Origin of the sequence: Pseudonocardia sediminis, assembly GCF_004217185.1 — a bacterium.
In the GTDB taxonomy this organism is placed as follows: Bacteria; Actinomycetota; Actinomycetes; order Mycobacteriales; family Pseudonocardiaceae; genus Pseudonocardia; species Pseudonocardia sediminis.
In genome coordinates, this window is the sequence record NZ_SHKL01000001.1 from 3250791 (window position 1) to 3272257 (window position 21467).

A 21467-nucleotide genomic window follows, 5' to 3' on the forward strand; every position below is an offset into this window, starting at 1 on the left:
GGTACCGGACCGCCGATCACCAGGTGGTGTAGGCGGACCCGTCCTCGGGTGACGACGGGGCGGCCGACGGCCGGTTGCGGGCCGCGACCAGGGCGGCGAGTCCGGTCGTCACCGGGACGGAGGCGACCAGGCCGATGCTGCCGACCAGCGTGCGGACGATCTCGGTGGCGACGTCCTGGCTGGTCAGGATCTGTCCCACCCCGGCCGAGGACACCGTGAACAGCAGCATCAGCGGCAGCGCGGCGCCGGCGTAGGCCAGGACGAGGGTGTTCACCGCCGACGAGACGTGGTCGCGCCCGATCCGCATCCCGGCGGCGAACAGCCCCCCCGGGCCCATCGACGGGTTCGCGTCGCGCAGCTCCCAGACCGCGCTGGCCTGGGTGACCGTCACGTCGTCGAGCACACCCAGCGCACCGATCACCAGCCCGGCGAGGACCAGCCCGCGGGCGTCGATCGGGACGTTGCCCAGCGTGCCGATCAGGTTGGCCGTCGTGTCGTCGAGGCCGGTCAACCGGGTGGCGGCGGAGAACAGCGACCCGAGCACGCCGATCAGCGCGAGGGAGACGAGCGTGCCCAGCACCGCGCACGACGTCCGCGCGGAGAACCCGTGCGACAGGTACAGCACCACGAACATGATCAGGCAGGCCCCGGTGACGGCGACGGCCAGCGGGTTGTTGCCACCCAGGATCGAGGGCAGGACGAACAGCGCCAGGATCACGAAGCTGAGCCCGAGCGCGACCAGCGCCGCCAGCCCGCGCCAGCGCCCGAGCAGCAGCACGGCCACCGCGAACGCCCCGGCCAGCCACAGCAGCGAGGAGCCGCGCTGGAAATCGGTGATCTGGTAGGAGCCCGGGTCGTCGGCGTCGCCGCCGGAGTAGGCCAGCACCACCTCGTCGCCGACGGCGAACCGCGGCGTCGACGGCTCGGCCGGCACGAGCTGGACCAGGTCGCGCCCGGCGCGCGGGCCGTCGGTCATCGCCACCGTGACGCCGGTGCACCCGCCGCTGCCGGAGCCGGGCGTGCAGTCGGCGGCCTGGGTCGCCGTGACCTGGGCGTTCACCGTCTGCTGCGGGGGCACCGACGGGGTGGGCGCGGCGCCGGGCCAGAGCAGGAACACCCCGACCGCGGTGGCGAGGGCGCACGGGATCAGCAGCGCGGCGAGCAGGATCCGCACCCGCCGTCCGGCCGGGGCGGCGGGGCCGTGCCCGTGACCGTGCCCGTGTCCGGCGGCGGGGACGACGGTCTGCGGGCCGGTGGCGGGGTGGCGGACCGGACCGGCGGCGACCTCCGGTGCACCGAGTCCCCGTTCGCGGGCGGCGTCGGAGACGGTCTTCGGGCGCCGTCCGATGGGGGAGCGGCGTCGCGGCTCCTCGACCGGCGGGGGGTTCGCGATGCTGAACGGGTCGGGCTCCGGTGCCCGGGCGCGGGACCGGCGCCGCGCGCGATACTCGGGATCGACGCGGTGGTCGGGCGGGGCGTCGAGGCCCGCGCGGGGCGCCGGACCGGGCGTCGGCGGCCGTTCGCCCGTGTCCCGGGGGTGGGCCGCCGGGGCCTCCGGAGTCCGCCGGCCGGTGTCCCGGGGATCGAGCGGCTCCTCGGCCGCCGGCTCCGGGCGCGGTCGTGGACGCGGCCGGGGGACGGGCCGGGCCGGGTGCGCCCCGGAGTCCTGCTCGCCCGGCCGGTGGGTGTCCGGCTGCCGGATCTCCGGCTGCTGCCGCGCGGCGCCCGGCTCGACCTCGGGCGGAGGACCGGCGATGTCGGCGGGTCGCGATCCGGACGGCGGCGTCACGGTGACGGCGCGGTAGCGGCCCGAGCCCATCGGGCGCCCGCCCTGGCGCGACACGTACTCGCCGACGGTGCGCGGGAGCGGCTCCTGCCGGATGAAGGGCATGCCGCCGCCCGGCGTGGGCGGGTCGGTGCGACGGCGGCGGTGCCGCGCGTGCCCCGGCGTTCCCTCCCGCGAGGGGGAGTCCGGACGCTCGGCCCGGTCGTCGGCCCCGGGTGGCTCATGCGACTGCACGAGCGCATCCTGCCAAGACCGTGAACGCATGGTGCGCGCCGTCACTCGGACGTGCCGGGGGATTCCCCCGGACGATCCGCGAGGGCCGCCCGCCGCTCACGTCGTGTCGACCGTCCGCGCGGGATCGGTCTCGTCGAGGACGGCGGTCACGATCTCCTCGACGGGCGCGCTCGCGTCCACGGTGATCGCCGGCTCGTCGTCGGCGGGCGGCTCCAGGTCCGCGAGCTGGGAGTCCAGCAGGGTGGCCGGCATGTACTCGTGGTGCCGGCTCTGCACACGATCCCGCAGCACCTGTTCGTCGGCGGCCAGGTGCACGAAGTGCACCGACGGGTGACCGTCGCGCAGCAGGTCGCGGTAGCGGCGGCGCAGCGCCGAGCAGGTGATCACCGTGCTGCGACCGGCCCGCTCCTGCTCGCCGATCCAGTCGGCGATCTTCTGCAGCCAGGGCCACCGGTCGTCGTCGTCGAGGGGGTGACCGGCGGCCATCTTGGCCCGGTTGGCCTCGGGGTGCAGGTCGTCGCCCTCGGTGTAGGGCCAGCCGGTGCGGTCGGCCAGCGCGGTCGCGACGGTCGTCTTACCGACCCCGGACACGCCCATCACGATCAGTGTCGTCGTCGCGGTCATGGTCACCATGCTTCCCGATGCCCGCCCGTTCGGCGCATCCGGCTTGCGCCGTCGTTCGAACCGATGTTCGAATGAGCGTGTGCGGTGGAGCGGACAGCAGGTGCGGGACGAGGGTATCGGCGACGACGCGGCGTTGCCCGGGCTGCAGGGGCTGCTGCGCTCGGTGCGGACGCCGGAGTTCGCCGGGACGGTGTTCCACGAGGTCGAGGCACGCTCGGCGCTGAACCGGGTCCCCGGGACGTCGCAGGTGCCGTTCAGCTGGACGGTGAACCCGTACCGGGGCTGCACCCACGCCTGCGTCTACTGCCTGAGCGGGGACACACCGGTGCGTCTGGCCGACGGCGGGTCCCGGCAGATCGCCGAGCTGCGGGTGGGCGACGAGGTGCTCGGGACCGAGCCGGACGGGCCCGGCGGGCGGCGCCGCTACGTGCGGACCACCGTCCTGGCGCACTGGTCGACCCGCCGCCGCGCGCACCGGGTGGCGCTCACCGACGGGACGGCGGTCGTCACCAGCGAGGAGCACCGTTTCCTGGCCGACGACGGCTGGCGGCACGTCACCCCGGGCTGGTGCCGCAGCGGGCGGCGTCCGCACCTGCGGGCCGGGACGGTGCTGCGCGGGCCCGGGCCGGTGCCGCCGTCGCCGCGGGGCTCGGTGGACTACGGCTCCGGGTACCTGTGCGGGCTGGTACGGGCGGACGCGGCGCGGACCCGGGCGACGGCCGAGCCGTTCCCGTCGGAGTGGGTCGAGCTCGAGGCGCTCGCCCGGGCCCACCACCTGCTCGCCGGGTTGCCGGAGGCCGGGGCGGACACGGCTGCGGTGCCGCGGACCGGACGGCACCGCGAGGTGGTCGGGGCGGGGACCGGCCGGGCGGTCGCGGTCCGGCCCGGTGCGGCCGAGCCGGCGGGCGCGGATCCGGCGCACACGGACCCGTCGCGGTCCGACCTGCACCCGGCCCTGCCCGCGCCGGTCGCGCGGTCGGTGGCGTGGCCGCCGGAGCCCGGGCCCGGCTGGTCGGCCGGGTTCGTCGCGGGCGTGCTCGACGCGTGCGGTGAGGTCGCCGAGGGCGGGCTGCGCCTCGTCGTGGCGGGCGAGGAGATGGCCCGGGCCACGGTGGAGGCGCTGGGACGTCTCGGCTTCCGGGTGGCGGCCGAGCCCTCGACCGTGCGCGACGCCGTGCGGCTGCGCCTTCTCGGTGGTGCGGCGGAGCACCTGCGGCTGATCGCCGCCGTGGACCCGGCCGTCGGACGCGTGCGGGACGTGCGCGGCGCACCGGTGGGGGAGCCGCCCGGCGGGTCACCGCGGGTGGAGTCGGTCCGCGACCTCGGCGTCGAGATCCCGATGTTCGACATCACCACCGGTACCGGTGACTTCGTGGCCGCCGGGGTGATCAGCCACAACTGCTTCGCCCGCAACACCCACACCTACCTCGACCTCGACGCGGGCACGGACTTCGACTCCCAGATCGTGGTCAAGGTGAACGTCGCCCGGGTGCTCGAACGCGAGCTGTCCGCGCCGCGGTGGCGCCGCGAGCCGGTGGCGATGGGTACGAACACCGACCCCTACCAGCGCGCGGAGGGCCGCTACCGGTTGATGCCCGGGGTGATCCGGGCGCTCGGCCGCTCCGGGACGCCGTTCTCGCTGCTGAGCAAGGGGACCGTCCTGGCCCGCGACCTGCCCGACATCGCCGCCGCGGCGACCGATGTGCCGGTCGGGATGGGCGTGTCGATCGCGCTGGTCGACCGCGCGCTGCAGGCCCATCTGGAGCCGGGGACGCCGACGCCGTCGGCGCGCCTGGACCTGGTCCGGCGGATCGCCGACGCCGGGCTGGCGTGCGGGGTGATGGTCGCGCCGGTGCTGCCGCTGCTCACCGACTCCGACGAGGCCCTGGACGCGTTGCTCGCCGAGATCGCCGCCGCCGGGGCGAGCGGCGCGTCGGTGATGGCCCTGCACCTGCGGCCGGGCACGAAGGAGTGGTTCATGGGCTGGCTGGCCCGGCAGTACGCGGCGCTGGTGCCCCGCTACGAGCGCCTCTACCGGCGCGGTGCCTACGTCGACGCCGACTACCGGAAGGCCCTGGCACGTCGGGTGGCGCCGCTGCTCACCCGCCACGGCCTGGACCGGCCGTTCCCGACGCCGCGCACCCGGGGCGGGTCGACGCAGGCGCCGTCCGACCCGAGGGAGGGGCAGCTGAGTCTGCTCTGACTCCCGGCGGACCGGCGGGGAGCACGGCGCGGGCGGCGGAGGCCACGGCGTGGATCGGCGGGGAGGAAACCTGCTGGCCGGTCCCCGGGGGCGTGCGGATAGCCTTTCCCGTCGTGATGCGTACCCACCCCGTCGGCACCCTGCGTGCCGAGCACGCCGGCCAGACCGTGACCCTCGCCGGATGGGTGGCCCGCCGCCGTGACCACGGCGGCGTGATCTTCATCGACCTCCGCGACCGCTCCGGTTCCGCCCAGGTCGTGTTCCGCGAGGGCGAGATGGCCGAGCGTGCGCACCGTCTGCGCGCCGAGTTCTGTGTCCAGGTCGTCGGCGAGGTCACCCTGCGTCCCGACGGCAACGAGAACACCGAGCTGGCCACCGGGTCGATCGAGGTCACCGCCACCGAGCTGACCGTGCTCTCGGAGTCGGCCCCGCTGCCGTTCCCGGTCGACGAGTACGCCGGCGTCGGCGAGGAGATCCGGCTGACCCACCGCTACCTGGACCTGCGCCGTCCCGGCCCGGCCGCGGCGATGAAGCTGCGCAGCGACGTCAACAAGGCGGCCCGCGACGTGCTGGCCGGCGAGGACTTCATCGAGGTCGAGACACCGACCCTGACCCGGTCCACCCCCGAGGGCGCCCGCGACTTCCTGGTCCCGGCGCGCCTGCGCCCGGGCAACTGGTACGCCCTGCCGCAGAGCCCGCAGCTGTTCAAGCAGCTGCTGATGGTCGGCGGCCTGGAGCGGTACTACCAGATCGCGCGCTGCTACCGCGACGAGGACTTCCGGGCCGACCGCCAGCCCGAGTTCACCCAGCTCGACATCGAGATGAGCTTCGTCGAGCAGGACGACGTGATCGCCCTCGCCGAGAAGGTGCTGGTCGCGATCTGGAGCCTGATCGGCTACGAGGTCCCGACCCCGGTCCGGCGGATGAGCTACGCCGAGGCGATGAGCCGCTACGGCTCGGACAAGCCCGACCTGCGCTTCGACATCGAGCTCACGGAGCTCACGTCGTACTTCGAGGGCACCGGGTTCCGGGTGTTCCAGAACCCCTACGTCGGCGCCGTCGTCATGCCGGGCGGGGCGTCGCAGCCACGCAAGACCCTCGACGCCTGGCAGGAGTGGGCCAAGCAGCGCGGCGCCCGCGGCCTGGCCTACGTGCTGATCGGCGAGGACGGCTCGGTCGACGAGCGCGGCCCCGTCGTCAAGAACCTCTCCGAGGACGAGCGCTCCGGTCTCGCCGCCGCCGTCGGGGCGAACCCCGGCGACTGCATCTTCTTCGCCGCCGGGAAGGCCACCGAGGCCCGCGCCCTCCTCGGTGCTGCGCGCGGCGAGATCGCCCGCCGGATCGGTGCCGTCGACGAGAACGCCTGGTCGTTCGTCTGGATCGTCGACGCGCCGCTGTTCGAGTCCGCCGCCGACACCGACGACGTCGCGGTCGGTGCGGGCGCCTGGACCGCGCTGCACCACGCGTTCACCTCGCCTACCCCGGAGTGGATCGACACGTTCGAGTCCGACCCGGGCAACGCACTGGCCTACGCCTACGACATCGTCTGCAACGGCAACGAGATCGGCGGGGGCTCCATCCGTATCCACTCGGCCGACGTGCAGAAGCGCGTCTTCGAAATCATGGGGCTGACCGAGGCCGAGGCAAAGGAGAAGTTCGGCTTCCTGCTCGACGCGTTCGCCTACGGCGCGCCGCCGCACGGCGGGATCGCGTTCGGCTGGGACCGGATCGTGGCGCTGCTGGCGAGGATGGACTCCATCCGCGAGGTCATCGCGTTCCCGAAGACCGGCGGCGGCTACGACCCGCTGACGGCGGCACCGGCCGCGATCACCGCGCAGCAGCGCAAGGAGGCCGGCGTCGACGCGAAGCCGGCGGCCCCCGCTCCCGGCGGGGCGGCGGCCGGACCGGGCGGTTCCGCGGGCGTCGAGCGCCCGGCGCCGGCGGCGTCCGGGGCCACCCCGCCGACGCCGGCGAGCTGACCTTCTCCGCCGGTGCTGCATCTGCGGGTGGTCAGCCCGGCGGAGCTGACCGCGGACGTGCGCGCGGCGCTGGAGGCGGAGCCGGGGGTGGCGCACCTGGTGGTGCACCCCGGCGCCGCCGTCCGGCCCTCCGGTGACCTGGTCGAGGCCGACATCGCCCGTGAGTGCGCCGACGGCGTGCTCGGGACGCTGACCGACCTCGGCCTCGACCACACCGGCGCGATCACCCTCGAACAGCTCGACACGGTGCTCTCGGACCGGGCCGACGACGCCGAGGAGCGCGCCCCGGGCGACGGTGCGGACGCCGTGGTCTGGGACGAGCTGATCGGGCGCACCGGCGAGGACTCGCGTCTGACCGTCAGCTTCCTGGCGTTCCTGACGATCGCGTGCCTGCTCGCCGCCGTCGGCGCGGTGACCGACTCGCCGGTCACCGTCGTCGGGGCGATGGTGCTGGGACCGGAGTTCGGCCCGATGGCCGCGGTCGCGATCGGGCTGGTGCTGCGCCGCCGTGACCTGGTCGTCCGGGGCTCGCTCGCCCTGCTGGTCGGGTTCCCGGCCGCGATCCTGGTGACGGTGCTGGCCACGCTGGTGTTCGACGCCACGGGCCTGATGTCGAGCGGGTCGCTGGACTCGCTGGAGCAGATGGACTTCATCTACGAGGTCGGCCCGTTCTCGCTGATCGTCGCGCTGCTCGCGGGCGCGGCCGGGATGCTGTCGCTGACCTCGGCGCGGTCCTCGGCCCTGGTCGGGGTGTTCATCTCGGTGACGACGGTGCCGGCGGCGGCCTACGGGGCGGTCGCCGCGGTCGAGGGACGCTGGGGCGAGGCGATCAGCTCGCTGGTGCAGCTGCTGGTCAACATCGTGGGTGTGGTGGTCGCCGCGGCCGCGGTCCTGTTGCTGGCACGGCGTCAGAGCCGGCGTCGAGGGGCGGACCGGGCCCTGTCCGAGGGGTAGGGTCTGCCCGATGACAGATCCGGGTTCCCCCGGCGGTCCGATCGCCGAGGCCGTGGCCGGAGCCGAACGGCTGCTCAGCCGCCGGGCCGGGGCGAGCGTCCGTCTGGCCGACCCGGAGGACCTCGGCGGCAGCGGCCACTCGGTCGTCGCGCGGGCGCGGATGGCGCAGAACCCGTTCTCCAGCCGGCGCAGCGTCGTCGTCAAGCAGTACCTCGGCGACCTGGAGCCGTTCGACCCGTTCCGCTACGAGGTCGCCAGCTGCCAGCTGTTCACCGCGCTCCCGGCCGACGTCCGGCCCAGCCCCATGATCATCGCCCACGATCCGGCGCAGCGGCTGCTGGTCCTGGAGGACCTCGGGCGCAGCTCGACCCTGGCGGACAAGCTGTTCGGCCCGGACCGGGTCACCGCGCAGCGCGGCCTGCTCAGCTGGGCCCGCGCCCTGGGCCGGATGCAGGCCTCGACGGCCGGGCGCGAGGACGACTTCGGGGCACTGCTGCGCCGGCTGGGGGAGAAGGTCCGCCGCGACCCGATCTCCGACGAGGCCCGCGCCGCGCTCGCCGGGCTGCCCGAGATGCTGCTCGAGGTGCTCGGGGTGGAGCTGCCGCCGTCGGCGGAACTGGAGGCGCGGGCGACGGCGCGGCTGCTCGGCGGCACCCGGTTCCGGGCGTTCAGCCCCGCCGACACCTGCCCCGACAACAACCTCGTGACGAGCCTGGGCGTACGGTTCGTCGACTTCGAATGGGGCTGCTTCCGCGACGTCGTGCTGGACGCGGCGTACTTCCGTGTCCCCTTCCCGGCCTGCCCGACGAGCTTCGCGCTGCCGCCGGGGATGGCCGCGGAGATGCAGGCGGCGTGGCGGACCGAGGTCGCCCAGGTCTGGCCCGAGCTCGACGACTCCGAGCTGCTGGAGTCGCGGCTGACCGACGGTCACGTGCTGTGGGTGTGGTGGTGCACGTTCACGCTGCTCCCGCGCCTGCTCGAACGCGACGGCCCGATCGGCCGCGACACCGGCCGCTCGCCGCGGATCAGCTCGGCACTGCGGCACTACTGGCGTGGTCTCGGCGCCGCCGCGGCCGTCACCGACCGTCCGGCCACGGCGGAGCTGGCGGAGCGGGTGGCCTCGGCCCTCGACGAGCGCTACCCCGACGCGGCGCCGGACCTTCCGGTGTTCCCGGCGTTCCGCACGGCGGTGTGAGGGCGTCGGTGTGAGGGCGTTCCGCTCGGCGGGGTGAGAGGGCCCGGTGCGGCGGGGGCAAAGATTTCCGCGCCGGTCCGCCGTCCGTCATCGTCCGCACACCGGGCGTGAGCCGGCCGCGGTGATGGTGGACGCGTGCGTCCGACCACCGTCCCGTCCGCACCGTCCCCGACTCCCGCCCAGGGCGACCACCTGCGCCCCGTCCGTCATCTCGTCGCACTCGGCGACTCCACCGCCGTCGGTCTCGGTGATCCGCTGCCCGGCGGAGGGTGGCGCGGGTTCGCCCCGCTGCTGCGCGACGCGCTCGGCGGGCCGGACCGGGTCCGGCTCGACGTCCTGGCCCGCACCGGCTCCCGGATGGGCTCGGCCCGGCACGACCAGGTCCCGGCCGCCGCGGCGCTCGCCCCGGACGTCGCGGTCCTGAGCGCCGGCATGAACGACACGATGCGCTCGGACTTCGACGCCGCCGCGATCGGCCGCGACTGTGCCGACGCCCTAGACGTCCTCGGCCACGCCGGCGCGCACGTCCTGCTGCTGCGCTACCACGACCACGCGCGCGTCTTCCGGCTCCCGGGCCCGCTGCGCCGCACGCTCTCCGCCCGGATCGACGCCCTCAACGCCGCGATCGACGTCGCCGTCGCCGGGCGGGACGGCGTCGGCGTGCTGGACCTGCACCGGATGCCCGGCGGCTACGACCCCGCGTCGTGGAGCGTGGACCGCCTGCACCCGTCCGAGCTCGGGCACCGCCTGCTGGCCCGGGGGCTGGGCGACCTGCTGACCGACGCCGGCTTCGCCGTGCCGGACCCGGTCCTGCCCGACTGCGCGGGCGGACGGCCGGTCACCGCGCTGGACCGCGGGCTGTGGATGCTCGTCGAGGGCGTGCCCTGGCTCGTGCGCCGCGGCCGCGACCTGGGCCCCGTGATGGTGCGGGGCCTGGGGCCCCGGCTCCGGACCCGGTGGGACAGCGGCCTCACAGCGACTGCAGGAACCGCCCCATCCGCTCCACGGCCTGCTCCAGCTGCGGCAGCGCGGTGGCGTAGGAGCAGCGGATGTGCCCTTCGCCCGAGGGGCCGAACACGCTGCCCGGCACCACGGCCACCGACTCGGCCTTGAGCAGCCGTTCGGCGAACTCCTCCGAGCTCAGCCCCGAGGACCGGATCGACGGGAACGCATAGAACGCCCCGGCCGGCTCCGGGCACTCCAGGCCGATCTCGCGCAGGCCCTTCACGAACACCCGCCGTCGACGGTCGTAGTCGGCGACCATCTCCGTCACGTCACCCTCGGCGGAGGTCAGCGCCTCGACGGCGGCGACCTGGGAGACGTGCGGGGCGCACAGCATCGTGTACTGGTGCACGCGCACGCACAGCTCGGCGATCGCGCGCGGCGCGGCCAGCCAGCCGACCCGCCAGCCCGTCATCGCCTGGGCCTTGGAGAACCCGCCCAGCACCACGGTCCGCTCGCGCGCGCCGGGCACCGCGCCCAGGCAGGTGTGCGACCCGGTGTAGGTCAGACGGTCGTAGATCTCGTCGGAGACCAGGTAGAGGTCGTGGCGCTCGGCCAGGCGGACGAGGTCGCGCAGCACCTCGACCGGCTGCACCGCGCCCGTCGGGTTGGCGGGCGAGCCGATCAGGATGGCCTTCGTCCGCGGCGTGACCGCCGCCTCGATCGCGGCGACGTCGATCGCGAACGAGTCCTCGGCGCGCGTCGCGACACCGACCGGCGTCCCGCCCGCGAAGGACACGCACGGCTGGTAGGCGACGTAGCAGGGCTCCGGGACGATCACCTCCTCGCCGGGGTTGAGCAGCACCCGCAGCGCGAGGTCGAGCCCCTCGGAGACGCCGGTGGTGATCAGGCACTCGGAGTCCCAGGCGTAGTGCGCGTCGTAGCGCGACGACAGGTCGTCGCAGATCAGGCGGCGGAGCTGGGCGAGGCCGGAGTTGCCGGTGTAGGTGGTGTAGCCGTGCTCCAGGGCGTAGATGCCGGCCTCGCGGATCCGCCACGGGGTGACGAAGTCCGGCTCGCCGACGCCGAGGGAGATGACGTCGTCCATCTCGGCGGCGATGTCGAAGAACTTCCGGATGCCCGACGGCGGGCAGGCGGTGATGGTGTCGTTGAGCGGCTTCACGTCCGAGCCCTCAGGGGGTGACCGGCAGGCGGTGGTCGGGCTCCGGCTCGGCGAACGTGTCGCCGTCGCGCTTGTGCGTGGCCAGCACGAAGTGCGTCGCGGTGGACTGCACGCGGTCGATCGTGGAGAGCTTCTGGCTGACGAAGTCACTGATCGCACGGATGTCGCGGCCGACGATCGTGCAGCGCAGGTCGTGCCCGCCGGAGACCAGGTAGCAGTCGCGGACCTCGTCGAAGCGGGAGATGCGGGTGGCGACGTCGTCGAACCCGACGCCGCGGGCCGGTGCGACCGAGACGTCGATGAACGCCGTGACCTCCTGGTCCCGGCCCTCGACGGCCTCCCAGTTGACGACGGCCTTGTGCCGGCGGATCACCCCGGACCGTTCCCAGTCGCCGATCAGGGCGTCGACCTCGCCGACCGGCAGGCCGACCATCGTCGCGATGGTGTCGTGGCTCAGCTGCGCGTCGCGTTCGAGCAACTCCAGGATCTCCCGCACACCGGCGACCTTACGTCCCGCCTCCGGGCACGCGGTCCGCGGTGCGAGCTCAGGCGACGGCGCGCAGGTCGAGCGGTCGCACCGGCAGCCCGGTCTCGATCTCGACGAGGTGGACGCGGGTGCAGGGCCCGCAGATCCAGACGACGCCGGTGGGGGTGTGTTCGCTGCTCCAGCCCAGGCCACGGGCGTCCGCGGGGGTGTGCGGGCGGCCGCAGAGCGGGCAGGACGATCGGGTCACGGGGTCCATGGACGAACGGTGCCGGACCGTCGTTGCCGGGGTGTGAACGGCCGCGTCGTCGCTGTTGCGTTCGGGAGAACGCTGTGTGGTGCCGATCGTGGCGCTCCCGGTGACGGCCGTGTGGCCGGTTGATCACGATCGGGCGCACGGGGCCGATATCGCCGCTACCGGGCGACAGAGGCGATTAGGGTCGTCGCGCATGACGAGTTATCCGCCATCCGATGGCGGTGACCAGCAGCGACGCCCGGGGGACGAGGGGCAGTCGCAGGGGGGTTCACCGCACCAGCCCGGCCAGCCGGACCCGTACGGGCAACAGCCGTATCCGCAGCAGCCGTACCCGCAGCAGGGCTACGGCCAGCCCGGGTACCCGCCGCCCGCCGGCTACCCGCAGGGCGGCGACCCCGGCTACCCGCAGGGCGGCGCCTACCCCGGCTACCCGCCACCCGGCTACCAGGGCGGGGCGCTCGACCCGGCCGACCCGCTGGTCGCCACGACGTTCCAGCAGTGGTTCTCCAAGTCCTTCGGGGTGCTGGCACGCAGCTGGAAGGCCCTGCTGCTGATCCAGGTCGCGGCCTACGCGGTGCCGTTCGTGCTCGGCCTGCTCGTGGCCGGTCTGGCCGTGATCGGGACACCGCCGCTCGTGGTGGCCCTGCTCGGGTTCATCGTCCTCGTCGTGTTCGTGGCGGCGCTGCTGATCGCCCAGGGCGCGTCGTACTACTTCGTGACCCAGGACGCCGCCGGGGCGCCGGAGTCGGTCGGCGACGCGGTGCGCTTCGGCGCCTCCCGGGCCCTGCCGCTGCTGGGCTGGGGCATCCTCGCCGCGATCATCGTGTTCGTCGGGTTCGTCCTGCTGGTCATCCCGGGGATCTACCTCGGCGTCGTGCTCTACGTCGTCGCCTGCGTCGTGATGTACGAGCGCGACGGGATCGGCCGCTGCTTCAGCCTGGTCAACCCGCGGTGGTTCCCGACGTTCGGACGTCTGCTGCTGCTCTTCGTCGGCAGCGCCGTCTACCAGGGGATCATCTCCTACGTCGTGATCAGCCTGCTCGGCGACGCCGAGGCCAACCCGTGGACGCAGCCGATCGTGCAGGTGCTCTCGATCCCGGTCGCGCTCCTGTCCGTCGGGGTCGCCGTGGTGACCTACGCCGAGCTGCGCCACCACGAGGCGCCGGGCCAGGTCACGACCGCCCGCCTCTCCGCGGAGCTGACGCAGCGGTGACCGTCGTGCCGCCGGTGTCCGGGCACACGGGGCACCGGTGGCACGCTGGTGGGCGATGAGCACCGACGGCCTCTTCGACATCGACCCGGGCGGCGACGACCCCGAGCCCGACGAGCGGATCTCCGCGGCGGCACCGCTGGCCGTCCGTATGCGCCCGCGGTCGCTCGACGAGGTCGTCGGCCAGCGGGAGCTGCTCAAGTCCGGCGCCCCGCTGCGGCGCCTCCTCGAGGGCGGCGCCGCGGCGTCGGTGCTGCTCTACGGCCCGCCCGGGACCGGCAAGACCACGCTGGCCCGACTGATGGCCGGAGCCGGCGGGGGCGGGCGTCGGTTCGTGGCCCTGTCCGCGCTCTCGGCCGGGGTCAAGGAGCTGCGGGCGGTGATCGACGAGGCGCGCCGGCGCCGCGACATGGCCGGAACGTCCACCGTGCTGTTCATCGACGAGGTGCACCGCTTCTCCAAGACCCAGCAGGACGCCCTGCTCGGTGCCGTGGAGGACCGGCTGGTGCTGCTCGTCGCCGCGACCACGGAGAACCCGTCGTTCTCGGTCGTCTCACCGCTGCTCTCACGCTCGCTCGTGCTGCAGCTGACGTCACTGGAACCCGACGACGTCCGGTCGCTGCTGCACCGCGCCGTCGCCTCGGAACGGGGGCTCGCCGGGGCGGTGACGCTCACGCAGGACGGCGAGGACGCGCTCGTCCGGCTCTGCGCCGGTGACGCCCGGCGCGCCCTGACCGCGCTGGAGGCCGCGGCCGACGGGGTGCTCGCCGACGCCGGGGACTCCCCGGCCGTACCGCCGGAGCTGGACCTCACCGCCGTCGAACGGGCCGTCACCGAGGTCGCGGTGCGCTACGACCGGGCCGGTGACCAGCACTACGACGTGATCAGCGCGTTCATCAAGTCCATCCGCGGCTCCGACCCCGACGCGGCCATGCACTACCTGGCCCGCATGATCGTCGCCGGGGAGGACGCCCGGTTCATCGCGCGCCGGCTGATGGTGCACGCCAGCGAGGACATCGGCCTCGCCGACCCGACCGCGCTGCAGGCCGCCACGGCGGCCGCGCAGGTGGTCCAGCTCGTCGGCATGCCGGAGGCCCGCATCGCGCTGGCCCAGGTCACGCTGCACCTGGCGACCGCGCCCAAGTCCAACGCCGTCATCACCGCGATCGACGCCGCGATGTCCGACGTCCGCGCCGGCGCCGTCGGCTCGGTCCCGGCGCACCTGCGCGACGGGCACTACGCCGGGGCGGAGAAGCTCGGCAACGCCGTCGGCTACCGCTACCCGCACAGCTCGCCGGACGGCGTCCTCACCCAGCAGTACCCGCCGGACGACCTGGTCGGGCGCGACTACTACGTCCCCACGAACCACGGCAACGAGCGGACGCTCTCCGAGCGCCTGCCCAAGCTCCGCCGCGCCGTCCGGGGCCGCTGACCGGCGGTCGGCGGATCGGCGGTCGGCGGCGGGCTCAGCCGGTCTTGAGCGAGAGCCCCAGCGTCGACAGGGCGGTGCTGATCGGCGTGAAGTAGCTGGTGCAGCCGTTCGTGCCGCCGGCGCCGGTGTGCACACCCTGGGCCTGGCCGTCGGAGGTGATGTACGGCCCGCCGGAGTCGCCCTCCTTGGCGCAGGTCGCGACCGCGGTCAGCCCGCTCTGCTGCTGCCCGTCGAAGTTCACGGTGACGTCCTTGCGGTCCACCGCGCCGCAGCTGCGCCCGCTGGTGGAGCCGTAGAGGCACACCGACGTCCCGACCGCGGCCGAGCGGCTGCCGGTCACCGTGGTGCCGCTGACGGTGGGGGTGAGCGTCCAGTCCCCGGTCACCGGGATCGCGCCGACGTCGGTGCTGCCACCGGCGCTGCGGGCGCCGGACCCGATGGTCTCCTGGTCGGCACCGGCGTACCAGGTCGACGAGCCGCGGGTGCAGTGCCCGGCGGTGATCAGCCAGCCGGCCGAGCCGTCGGTCGCGGAGAAGCCGGCGGTGCAGCGCTTGCTGCCGTCGGTGATCGTGTCCCCGCCGCCGATCGAGGCCTGCAGGCGCGGCGCGGACGGCACCTTCTCGATCCGCACGGCCGACGGGTCCAGCCCGCCGAGCAGCTCGGCCACCGGTGAGCTCGGCGCCCCCTCGACCTCGGAGACGACGAGCTGCTGGGACCTCTCGTCGACACCGAACGCGGCCAGCGACGCGGGCATCCCGGTCGCGGTCCGCTCGGTGAGCGTGCGCAGCGCGGCCGACGGGTCGCGGCGCGGCTCGTCCCGGACGACCGGCGTCGCGCCGAGGGCGGACAGGGCCGGGGCGAGCGCGGCGTCCCAGGTCCCGACCATGAGCCGTCCCGTGGAGTCCGGCCCGGAGGCGGACGACGGCTCGAACCAGATCCCGGCGAGCGCCCCGCCCGCGGCCGTGGTCACCGCGGGGACGAGCTCCGACGCGGCGGCCTCGTCCAGCCCGTCGAGGGGGAGCGACGGAGCGGCGACGGCCGTGCCGACGCCGACCGTCCCGGTGACGGCCAGGACACCGGCGAGGAGGGCGAGCGCGGTGCGGCGAGGCCGGTGCGGGCGGCGCAGGTGCACGGAGAGTCCTTACGGGGGAGCGGTGCGGTCGGTAACCGGCTCAACGAGGCTGCTCCGTTCAGGTCACGCGTCGACACGGATCGCCACGGTCGGATGACAGGCGACAGTGCCGATACACGACGTCGGGACGCCGTCGAACGGCGGCCCGCTACTCGACCGGACGGCATACCGCAAATTGTGCATATGCATTGACCCCCAGGCGTTACCTGACCAGGGTTGATCCCAGGCCGGAACACGGCCGGGATCCGGACCCACCGATCCCGGCCGGGGCCACCGGGAGTCGTCCGGACCACGCGACTCCGGCGGGACGAACCCCGCAGCTCCGGCTCCGGGACTACACCATGTGCGCCGCCGTCACACCCCGACGACCACGGGGTGTGTTCGACGACGCCGGAACACGGCGCGTGACCGCGCGCCGGAGGAGCGATGGGGATGTACGTCGTGCAGAGCGCAGTGGACACCGAGCAGGCCGACCCGTCCGGGGACCTGCCGCCGGTGCCGGTCACCCGTGAGGACGATCTGCTCTCGCCGGAGATGCTGCGCGCCGCCGTGGCCGGGGACCCGATCGCCGTCGCCACCCTGCTGGGCCGCATCCACCCGCAGGTCCAGCGCTTCTGCCGGGCCCGCCTCGGACGCCGCGAGACCACGATGGGCTCGGCCGACGACGTCGCCCAGGACGTGTGCATGGCCGTCCTGGCCGTGCTGCCCGACTACCGCTTCGCCGGCGTCTCGTTCCGCGCGTTCGTCTTCGGCATCGCCCGGCACAAGATCGCGGACGCGTTCCGGGCCATGGCCCGCAACCGCTGTGACGCCGTCGAGGAGCTCCCGGAGCGGATCAGCACCGACCACGGCCCGGAGCAGATGGTGCTCGAGGCCGAGCGCAACGGCCGTCTGGAGGAGCTGCTCGCGGTGCTCGGGCCGCGCCAGGTCGAGATCCTGACCCTGCGCATCGCGGTCGGCCTCTCGGCCGAGGAGACGGCGGCCGCGCTCGACTCCACCCCCGGCGCGGTCCGGGTGGCACAGCACCGGGCCCTGCAGCGTCTGCGCCGCGAGCTCGAGGAGCGCGCCGGCCGCCGCGAGGCCGCGCTCGGTGCCGCCGTCTCCCTCATCCCCGCGCCGCGCGTCGCCGAGGTCTCCGTCCCGGCGCAGCGCTCCTCCGACGAGCGGGTCGCCGTCGCCGTCTGACGCCCTGCCCGGGACGGCCCGGCGCCCGGCGCGGTGGCCCGGCCACCGCGGGCGGAACGGCCCGGCACCGGCGGGTAACCTGGACCCCGATCTCCACGCGCGTGGCGATCGAGGTGTGCCAGCCCCGCCCGCGCCCGCCGTACGGTGATCGACATCTGCCGAGTGCCGTACCCGTCACGAGAGTTTTCCGGTGCAGACCCACGAGATCGTCCGCCGCTTCACCGCCCACTTCGAGAACGCCGGCCACACGTCGGTGCCCAGCGCGTCGCTGATCCTCGAGGACCCGAACCTGCTGTTCGTGAACGCGGGCATGGTGCAGTTCAAGCCCTACTTCCTCGGTGACGTCCCCGCGCCCTACCCGCGCGCGACGTCGATCCAGAAGTGCGTGCGCACCCCGGACATCGACGAGGTCGGCAAGACCACCCGGCACGCCACGTTCTTCCAGATGGCGGGCAACTTCTCGTTCGGCGACTACTTCAAGCGCGGCGCGATCGAGCACGCCTGGTCCCTGGTCACCGGCTCGCCGGACGAGGGCGGATACGGGTTCGACCCGGAACGGATCTGGGTCACCGTCTTCGAGACCGACGACGAGGCGATCGAGCTCTGGCGCGAGATCGCGGGGCTGCCCGAGGAGCGGATCCAGCGCCGCGACGGCGAGGACAACTACTGGGACATGGGCGTGCCCGGTCCCGGCGGGCCCTGCTCGGAGATCTACTACGACCGCGGACCCGAGTTCGGCGCCGACGGCGGCCCGGTCGTCGACGAGGACCGCTACCTCGAGATCTGGAACCTCGTCTTCATGCAGGACGAGCGCGGCGAGCTGTCCCCGAAGAAGGGCAACCCGCCGATCGGCACGCTGCCGCACAAGAACATCGACACCGGCATGGGCGTCGAGCGCGTCGCGTTCCTGCTGCAGGGCGTGGACAACGTCTACGAGACCGACCTCGTCCGCCCGGTGATCGCCAAGGCCGAGGAGTTCTCCGGCAAGCGCTACGGCAGCAACACCGAGGACGACATCCGCTTCCGGGTGATCGCCGACCACGCCCGCTCCGGTGTGATGATCGTCGGCGACGGCGTGACGCCCGGCAACGAGGGCCGCGGCTACGTGCTGCGCCGCCTGTTGCGCCGGATCGTGCGCTCCGCCCGTCTGCTCGGCATCACCGAGCCCGTGCTGGGCGCGTTCGCCGAGGTCGTGCGCGACGCGATGTCGCCCACCTACCCGGAGCTGGCGAGCGACTTCGAGCGGATCTCCGCGGTCATCCGGGCCGAGGAGGAGACGTTCCTGTCCACCCTCTCGGCCGGGTCGCGGATCTTCGAGACCGCCGTCGAGGAGACCAAGCGCGCCGGCGGCTCGACGCTGCCCGGTGACCAGGCGTTCGCGCTGCACGACACCTACGGCTTCCCGATCGACCTGACGCTGGAGATGGCGTCCGAGGCCGGGCTGTCGGTCGACCGCGACCGGTTCGCCGAGCTGATGGGCGAGCAGCGCACGCGTGCCAAGGCCGACGCCGCGACCCGCAAGGTCGGCTTCGTCGACGCCTCGGTCTACCGCGCCGTGCTCGACACCCACGGCGGCACCGACTTCCTGGGCTACCAGACCCTGTCCTCGGAGGCCCGCGTCGTCGGGCTGCTGCGCGACGGCGCCTCGGTGCCGGCCGCGGAGGAGGGCGAGCAGGTCGAGGTCATCCTCGACCGCACCCCGTTCTACGCCGAGGCCGGTGGACAGCAGGCCGACACCGGCACGCTGTCCGGCGCCTCGTTCACCGTGCGCGTCGACGACGTCCAGTCCCCGGTCGCGGGCCTGCGGGTGCACCGGGGCACGGTCACCGCCGGCACCGTCACCCTCGACGCCGACGTCGAGGCGCACGTCGACCCGGCCCGTCGCGGTGCGATCTCCCGCGCGCACACCGCGACGCACCTGGTGCACGCCGGGATCCGCGGTGCGATGGGCACCTCCGCCGCCCAGGCCGGGTCGCTCAACGCCCCCGGACGTCTGCGCTTCGACTTCACCTCCCCGACCGGAGCGGTGCCGCCCGCGGCGCTGTCCGAGATCGAGGAGGAGGTCAACACGGTCCTGCAGTCCGACCGCGAGATCCAGACCTACGAGACGACGATGGACGAGGCCCGCAAGCTCGGCGCCATGATGCTGTTCGGCGAGAAGTACGGCGACCGCGTCCGCGTCGTCGACATGGGCGACTACTCCCGCGAGCTCTGCGGTGGCACGCACGTGCGCCGCACTGGCGAGCTGGGCCTGGTCCGGGTGCTGTCGGAGGCCTCGATCGGCTCCGGGGTGCGCCGGGTGGAGGCCCTGGTCGGCATCGACGCGTTCAAGCACGCCACCACCGAGCACGTGCTGGTCTCGCAGCTGGCCGAGCAGCTCAAGGCCCGTCCCGACGAGCTGCCGGACCGCATCCAGGGGATCGTCGAGCGGCTGCGCACGGCCGAGCGCGACCTGGAGAAGCACCGCGCCGACGCCGTCCTGGCCTCGGCCGGCGCGCTCGCGCAGAACGCCGAGGACCTCGACGGCACCGCGCTCGTCGCCGTCACCGCCCCGCCCGGGGTGGAGGGCAACGACCTGCGCTCGCTGGCGTCCGACGTGCGCGGCAAGCTCGGCGCCCGGCCCGGTGTGGTCGCGCTGTTCTCCGCCGACCCGGACGCCGGGAAGGTCTCGTTCGTCGTCGCCACCACGGCCGCGGCGCGGGACAACGGGCTGGCCGCCGGGAAGCTGATCCCGTCGTTCGCCCCGGCCGTGGGCGGTCGCGGGGGCGGCAAGCCGGACCTGGCGCAGGGCGGTGGCACCGACCCGTCCGGGATCGACGCCGCCATCCAGGCACTGCGCACCGCCGTACGGGGATGACCTGGACGCGGGGGAGACGCCTGGGCGTCGACGTCGGGGCCGTCCGGGTCGGGGTCGCGCTCTGCGACCCGGACGGGATCCTGGCCACGCCGCTGGAGACGGTGCCGCGTGACGCCGAGGGCGGCGCGGACGCGCGCCGGATCGCCGAGCTGGTGGCCGAGCACGACGCCGTGGCGATCGTGCTCGGCCTGCCGCGCACGCTCGCGGGGCGTGACGGGCCGGCCGCGCAGGCGGCGCTGGAGTTCGCCGAGACGTTGCGCCGAGCGGTCGACGTGCCGGTGGAGATGACCGACGAACGGATGACGACCGTCGTCGCGACGCGACAGCTCGCCGGACGGGTCAAGGGGCGCAAGCAACGCGCCGTCGTCGACCAGGTCGCGGCCGTCGCGATCCTGCAGGGCTGGCTCGACCAGACCCGCGGCCGTTGACCAGCGACGTTGCGCCGGACCGTCCACACAAGATCGACATCACGGATGCGGTCGGCGGCGGGACGCTGCGTGCCGATACCCTCGACCGTGTGACCGGAGCCGGTGAGTTCGCGACGATCGACCGGTTTCCCCTTCCCACCCGGCCCGCGAGCGAGGCGTGAGCGGCCCGGCGACCGCCCAGCCGGTCCGTCACCGGGCCCCGGTCGAGCGCCAGTGGCGTCGACGGCTGCTGCTGCTGGCCACGGCGCTCCTCGCGGGCGCGGCGGTGGTCGCCGCGGCCCTCTACCTCGTCGGTCCGGAGGACTACCCGGGTGAGGGCCAGGGCGTCGTCGTGGTCCGGATCGAGCGGGGCGACTCCACGAGCGCGATCGGCGACATGCTCCTCGGCCGCGGCGTGGTCGCCAGCCGGGCCGCCTTCGTCGACGCGGCTTCTGAGCAGCCCGACATCCAGAGGGTGCAGCCGGGCTACTACGAGATGCGCGAGCTGATGTCCGGCGACGCGGCGGCCACCGCGCTGCTCGACCCGGACGCCCGGGTCGGGTTCATGGACGTCAAGGGCGGCATCCAGCTCGACGACACGAAGGCGCCGAACGGCACCGTGACCCCGGGCGTCCTGAGCCAGATCTCGGAGGCGACCTGCGTCGGTGAGGAGTCCCAGCGTCGCTGCCTCAGCGTCGAGACGCTGCGGGCGACGATGGCGAAGGCCGCTCCGGAGGCGCTCGGTGTCCCGGACTGGGCCGAGGCAGGGTACACCCGGGCCGCACCGAACCGGCGCCTGGAGGGACTGGTCGCGCCCGGCACCTACGACCTCGACCCGACCGGTGGCCCGGTGCAGGTGCTGCGCAGCGTCCTGACGACGTCGGTGCCGCGGCTGGAGAGCGCGGGCCTCGGCGGCGAGGGTTCCTACGAGACCCTCATCCGGGCGTCGCTGGTCGAGCGGGAGGCGATCGCCCGGGACATGCCGCAGGTCGCCCGGGTGATCTCCAACCGGCTGCTCGCCGGGCAGCGCCTGGAGCTCGACTCCACCGTCAACTACCCGCTCGACGTGCAGGCCCTGCGCACGACGTCCGAGGCCCGCGGCACCCCCGGGCCCTACAACAGCTACCTCAACACCGGACTGCCGCCGACGCCGGTCAGCTCGGTGTCCGACGCGGCGCTGGCCGCGGCGCGGGAGCCTGCGCCCGGGCCGTGGCTGTTCTTCGTCCGGTGCACCACCGAGGGCGGTTCCTGCTTCGCGGTGACGTTCCCGGAGCACCAGGCCAACGTGGCCCGTGCCCGCGAGGCCGGGGCGTTCTGAGCCCGGATCCGTCGCATCGACGGGTGCGCATGCAACCCGCGGGCAACCCTTCTCGTCGGCGTCCTCCGGTGCCACGCTCGGGGCAG

At 74.2% G+C, this 21467-nt stretch carries 16 protein-coding genes and 2 pseudogenes; 12 read left to right on the plus strand and 6 right to left on the minus strand.

The window, feature by feature from the left end; genetic code table 11:
* Positions 1-16: 16 nt before the first annotated feature.
* Positions 17-2020, minus strand: a complete 2004-nt coding sequence (locus tag EV383_RS32900) for a YibE/F family protein (protein WP_341273730.1) — start codon at positions 2018-2020, stop codon at positions 17-19.
* Positions 2021-2116: 96 nt separating this feature from the next.
* A complete protein-coding gene (locus EV383_RS15095; protein WP_207223533.1) occupies positions 2117-2644 on the minus strand; it encodes a gluconokinase in 528 nt (175 codons plus the stop codon).
* Positions 2645-2651: 7 nt separating this feature from the next.
* Here EV383_RS15095 and EV383_RS31690 point away from each other — a divergent pair, with 7 nt between their 5' ends.
* From EV383_RS31690 to EV383_RS32190, 5 genes and pseudogenes are all read left to right on the plus strand, one after another.
* Entirely contained in the window at positions 2652-4847 is a 2196-nt protein-coding gene (locus EV383_RS31690) for an intein-containing Rv2578c family radical SAM protein (protein ID WP_278044872.1), read from the plus strand.
* A 113-nt stretch (positions 4848-4960) separates the two neighbouring features.
* Complete coding sequence (aspS, locus tag EV383_RS15105) at positions 4961-6826, plus strand: aspartate--tRNA ligase (protein WP_130290505.1); 1866 nt, start codon at positions 4961-4963, stop codon at positions 6824-6826.
* A gap of 12 nt (positions 6827-6838) precedes the next feature.
* Positions 6839-7780, plus strand: coding sequence for a DUF389 domain-containing protein (locus tag EV383_RS15110; protein WP_130290506.1), 942 nt, complete (start codon positions 6839-6841; stop codon positions 7778-7780).
* 10 nt (positions 7781-7790) lie between these two features.
* Positions 7791-8975 (plus strand): hypothetical protein, encoded by a 1185-nt coding sequence (locus EV383_RS15115; protein ID WP_130290507.1) that lies wholly within the window; start codon positions 7791-7793, stop codon positions 8973-8975.
* Between the two features lie 135 nt (positions 8976-9110).
* A pseudogene (locus tag EV383_RS32190) lies at positions 9111-9722 on the plus strand (GDSL-type esterase/lipase family protein); the annotation flags it as partial.
* A gap of 223 nt (positions 9723-9945) precedes the next feature.
* Here EV383_RS32190 and EV383_RS15125 read toward each other — a convergent pair.
* Genes EV383_RS15125 through EV383_RS15135 form a run of 3 tightly spaced genes read right to left on the minus strand, consistent with a single transcriptional unit; the run spans position 9946 to position 11843 of the window.
* A complete protein-coding gene (locus tag EV383_RS15125) occupies positions 9946-11100 on the minus strand; it encodes an aminotransferase class I/II-fold pyridoxal phosphate-dependent enzyme (protein ID WP_130290509.1) in 1155 nt (384 codons plus the stop codon).
* 10 nt (positions 11101-11110) lie between these two features.
* Positions 11111-11596, minus strand: a complete 486-nt coding sequence (locus EV383_RS15130; protein ID WP_130290510.1) for an Lrp/AsnC family transcriptional regulator — start codon at positions 11594-11596, stop codon at positions 11111-11113.
* A 49-nt stretch (positions 11597-11645) separates the two neighbouring features.
* A complete protein-coding gene (locus tag EV383_RS15135) occupies positions 11646-11843 on the minus strand; it encodes a hypothetical protein (protein ID WP_130290511.1) in 198 nt (65 codons plus the stop codon).
* Positions 11844-12033: 190 nt separating this feature from the next.
* On the opposite strand from EV383_RS15135, the gene EV383_RS15140 reads away from it, so the two are divergent.
* Entirely contained in the window at positions 12034-13053 is a 1020-nt protein-coding gene (locus EV383_RS15140) for a hypothetical protein (RefSeq protein ID WP_130290512.1), read from the plus strand.
* Positions 13054-13108: 55 nt separating this feature from the next.
* Positions 13109-14482: a replication-associated recombination protein A gene (locus EV383_RS15145; protein WP_130290513.1), complete on the plus strand. Its 1374-nt coding sequence runs from the start codon at positions 13109-13111 to the stop codon at positions 14480-14482.
* Between the two features lie 34 nt (positions 14483-14516).
* Here EV383_RS15145 and EV383_RS15150 read toward each other — a convergent pair whose 3' ends face one another.
* Positions 14517-15614 (minus strand): S1 family peptidase, encoded by a 1098-nt coding sequence (locus EV383_RS15150; protein ID WP_130290514.1) that lies wholly within the window; start codon positions 15612-15614, stop codon positions 14517-14519.
* 534 nt (positions 15615-16148) lie between these two features.
* Here EV383_RS15150 and shbA point away from each other — a divergent pair.
* From shbA to EV383_RS15170, 5 genes and pseudogenes are all read left to right on the plus strand, one after another.
* A pseudogene (gene shbA, locus EV383_RS15155) lies at positions 16149-16670 on the plus strand (RNA polymerase sigma factor ShbA); the annotation flags it as partial.
* Positions 16671-16989: 319 nt separating this feature from the next.
* The gene (alaS, locus tag EV383_RS15160; RefSeq protein ID WP_130290516.1) at positions 16990-19656 is read left to right on the plus strand and encodes an alanine--tRNA ligase; all 2667 of its coding nucleotides are present in this window, start codon (positions 16990-16992) and stop codon (positions 19654-19656) included.
* Positions 19653-20084: a Holliday junction resolvase RuvX gene (gene ruvX / locus EV383_RS15165; protein WP_130290517.1), complete on the plus strand. Its 432-nt coding sequence runs from the start codon at positions 19653-19655 to the stop codon at positions 20082-20084. The genes alaS and ruvX overlap by 4 nt, the downstream gene beginning before the upstream one ends.
* Positions 20081-20245, plus strand: a complete 165-nt coding sequence (locus tag EV383_RS31205; RefSeq protein ID WP_165438358.1) for a hypothetical protein — start codon at positions 20081-20083, stop codon at positions 20243-20245. The genes ruvX and EV383_RS31205 overlap by 4 nt, the downstream gene beginning before the upstream one ends.
* On the plus strand, positions 20242-21381 hold the full coding sequence (locus tag EV383_RS15170) for an endolytic transglycosylase MltG (protein ID WP_242623113.1): 1140 nt from the start codon (positions 20242-20244) through the stop codon (positions 21379-21381). The genes EV383_RS31205 and EV383_RS15170 overlap by 4 nt, the downstream gene beginning before the upstream one ends.
* Positions 21382-21467 lie beyond the last annotated feature (86 nt).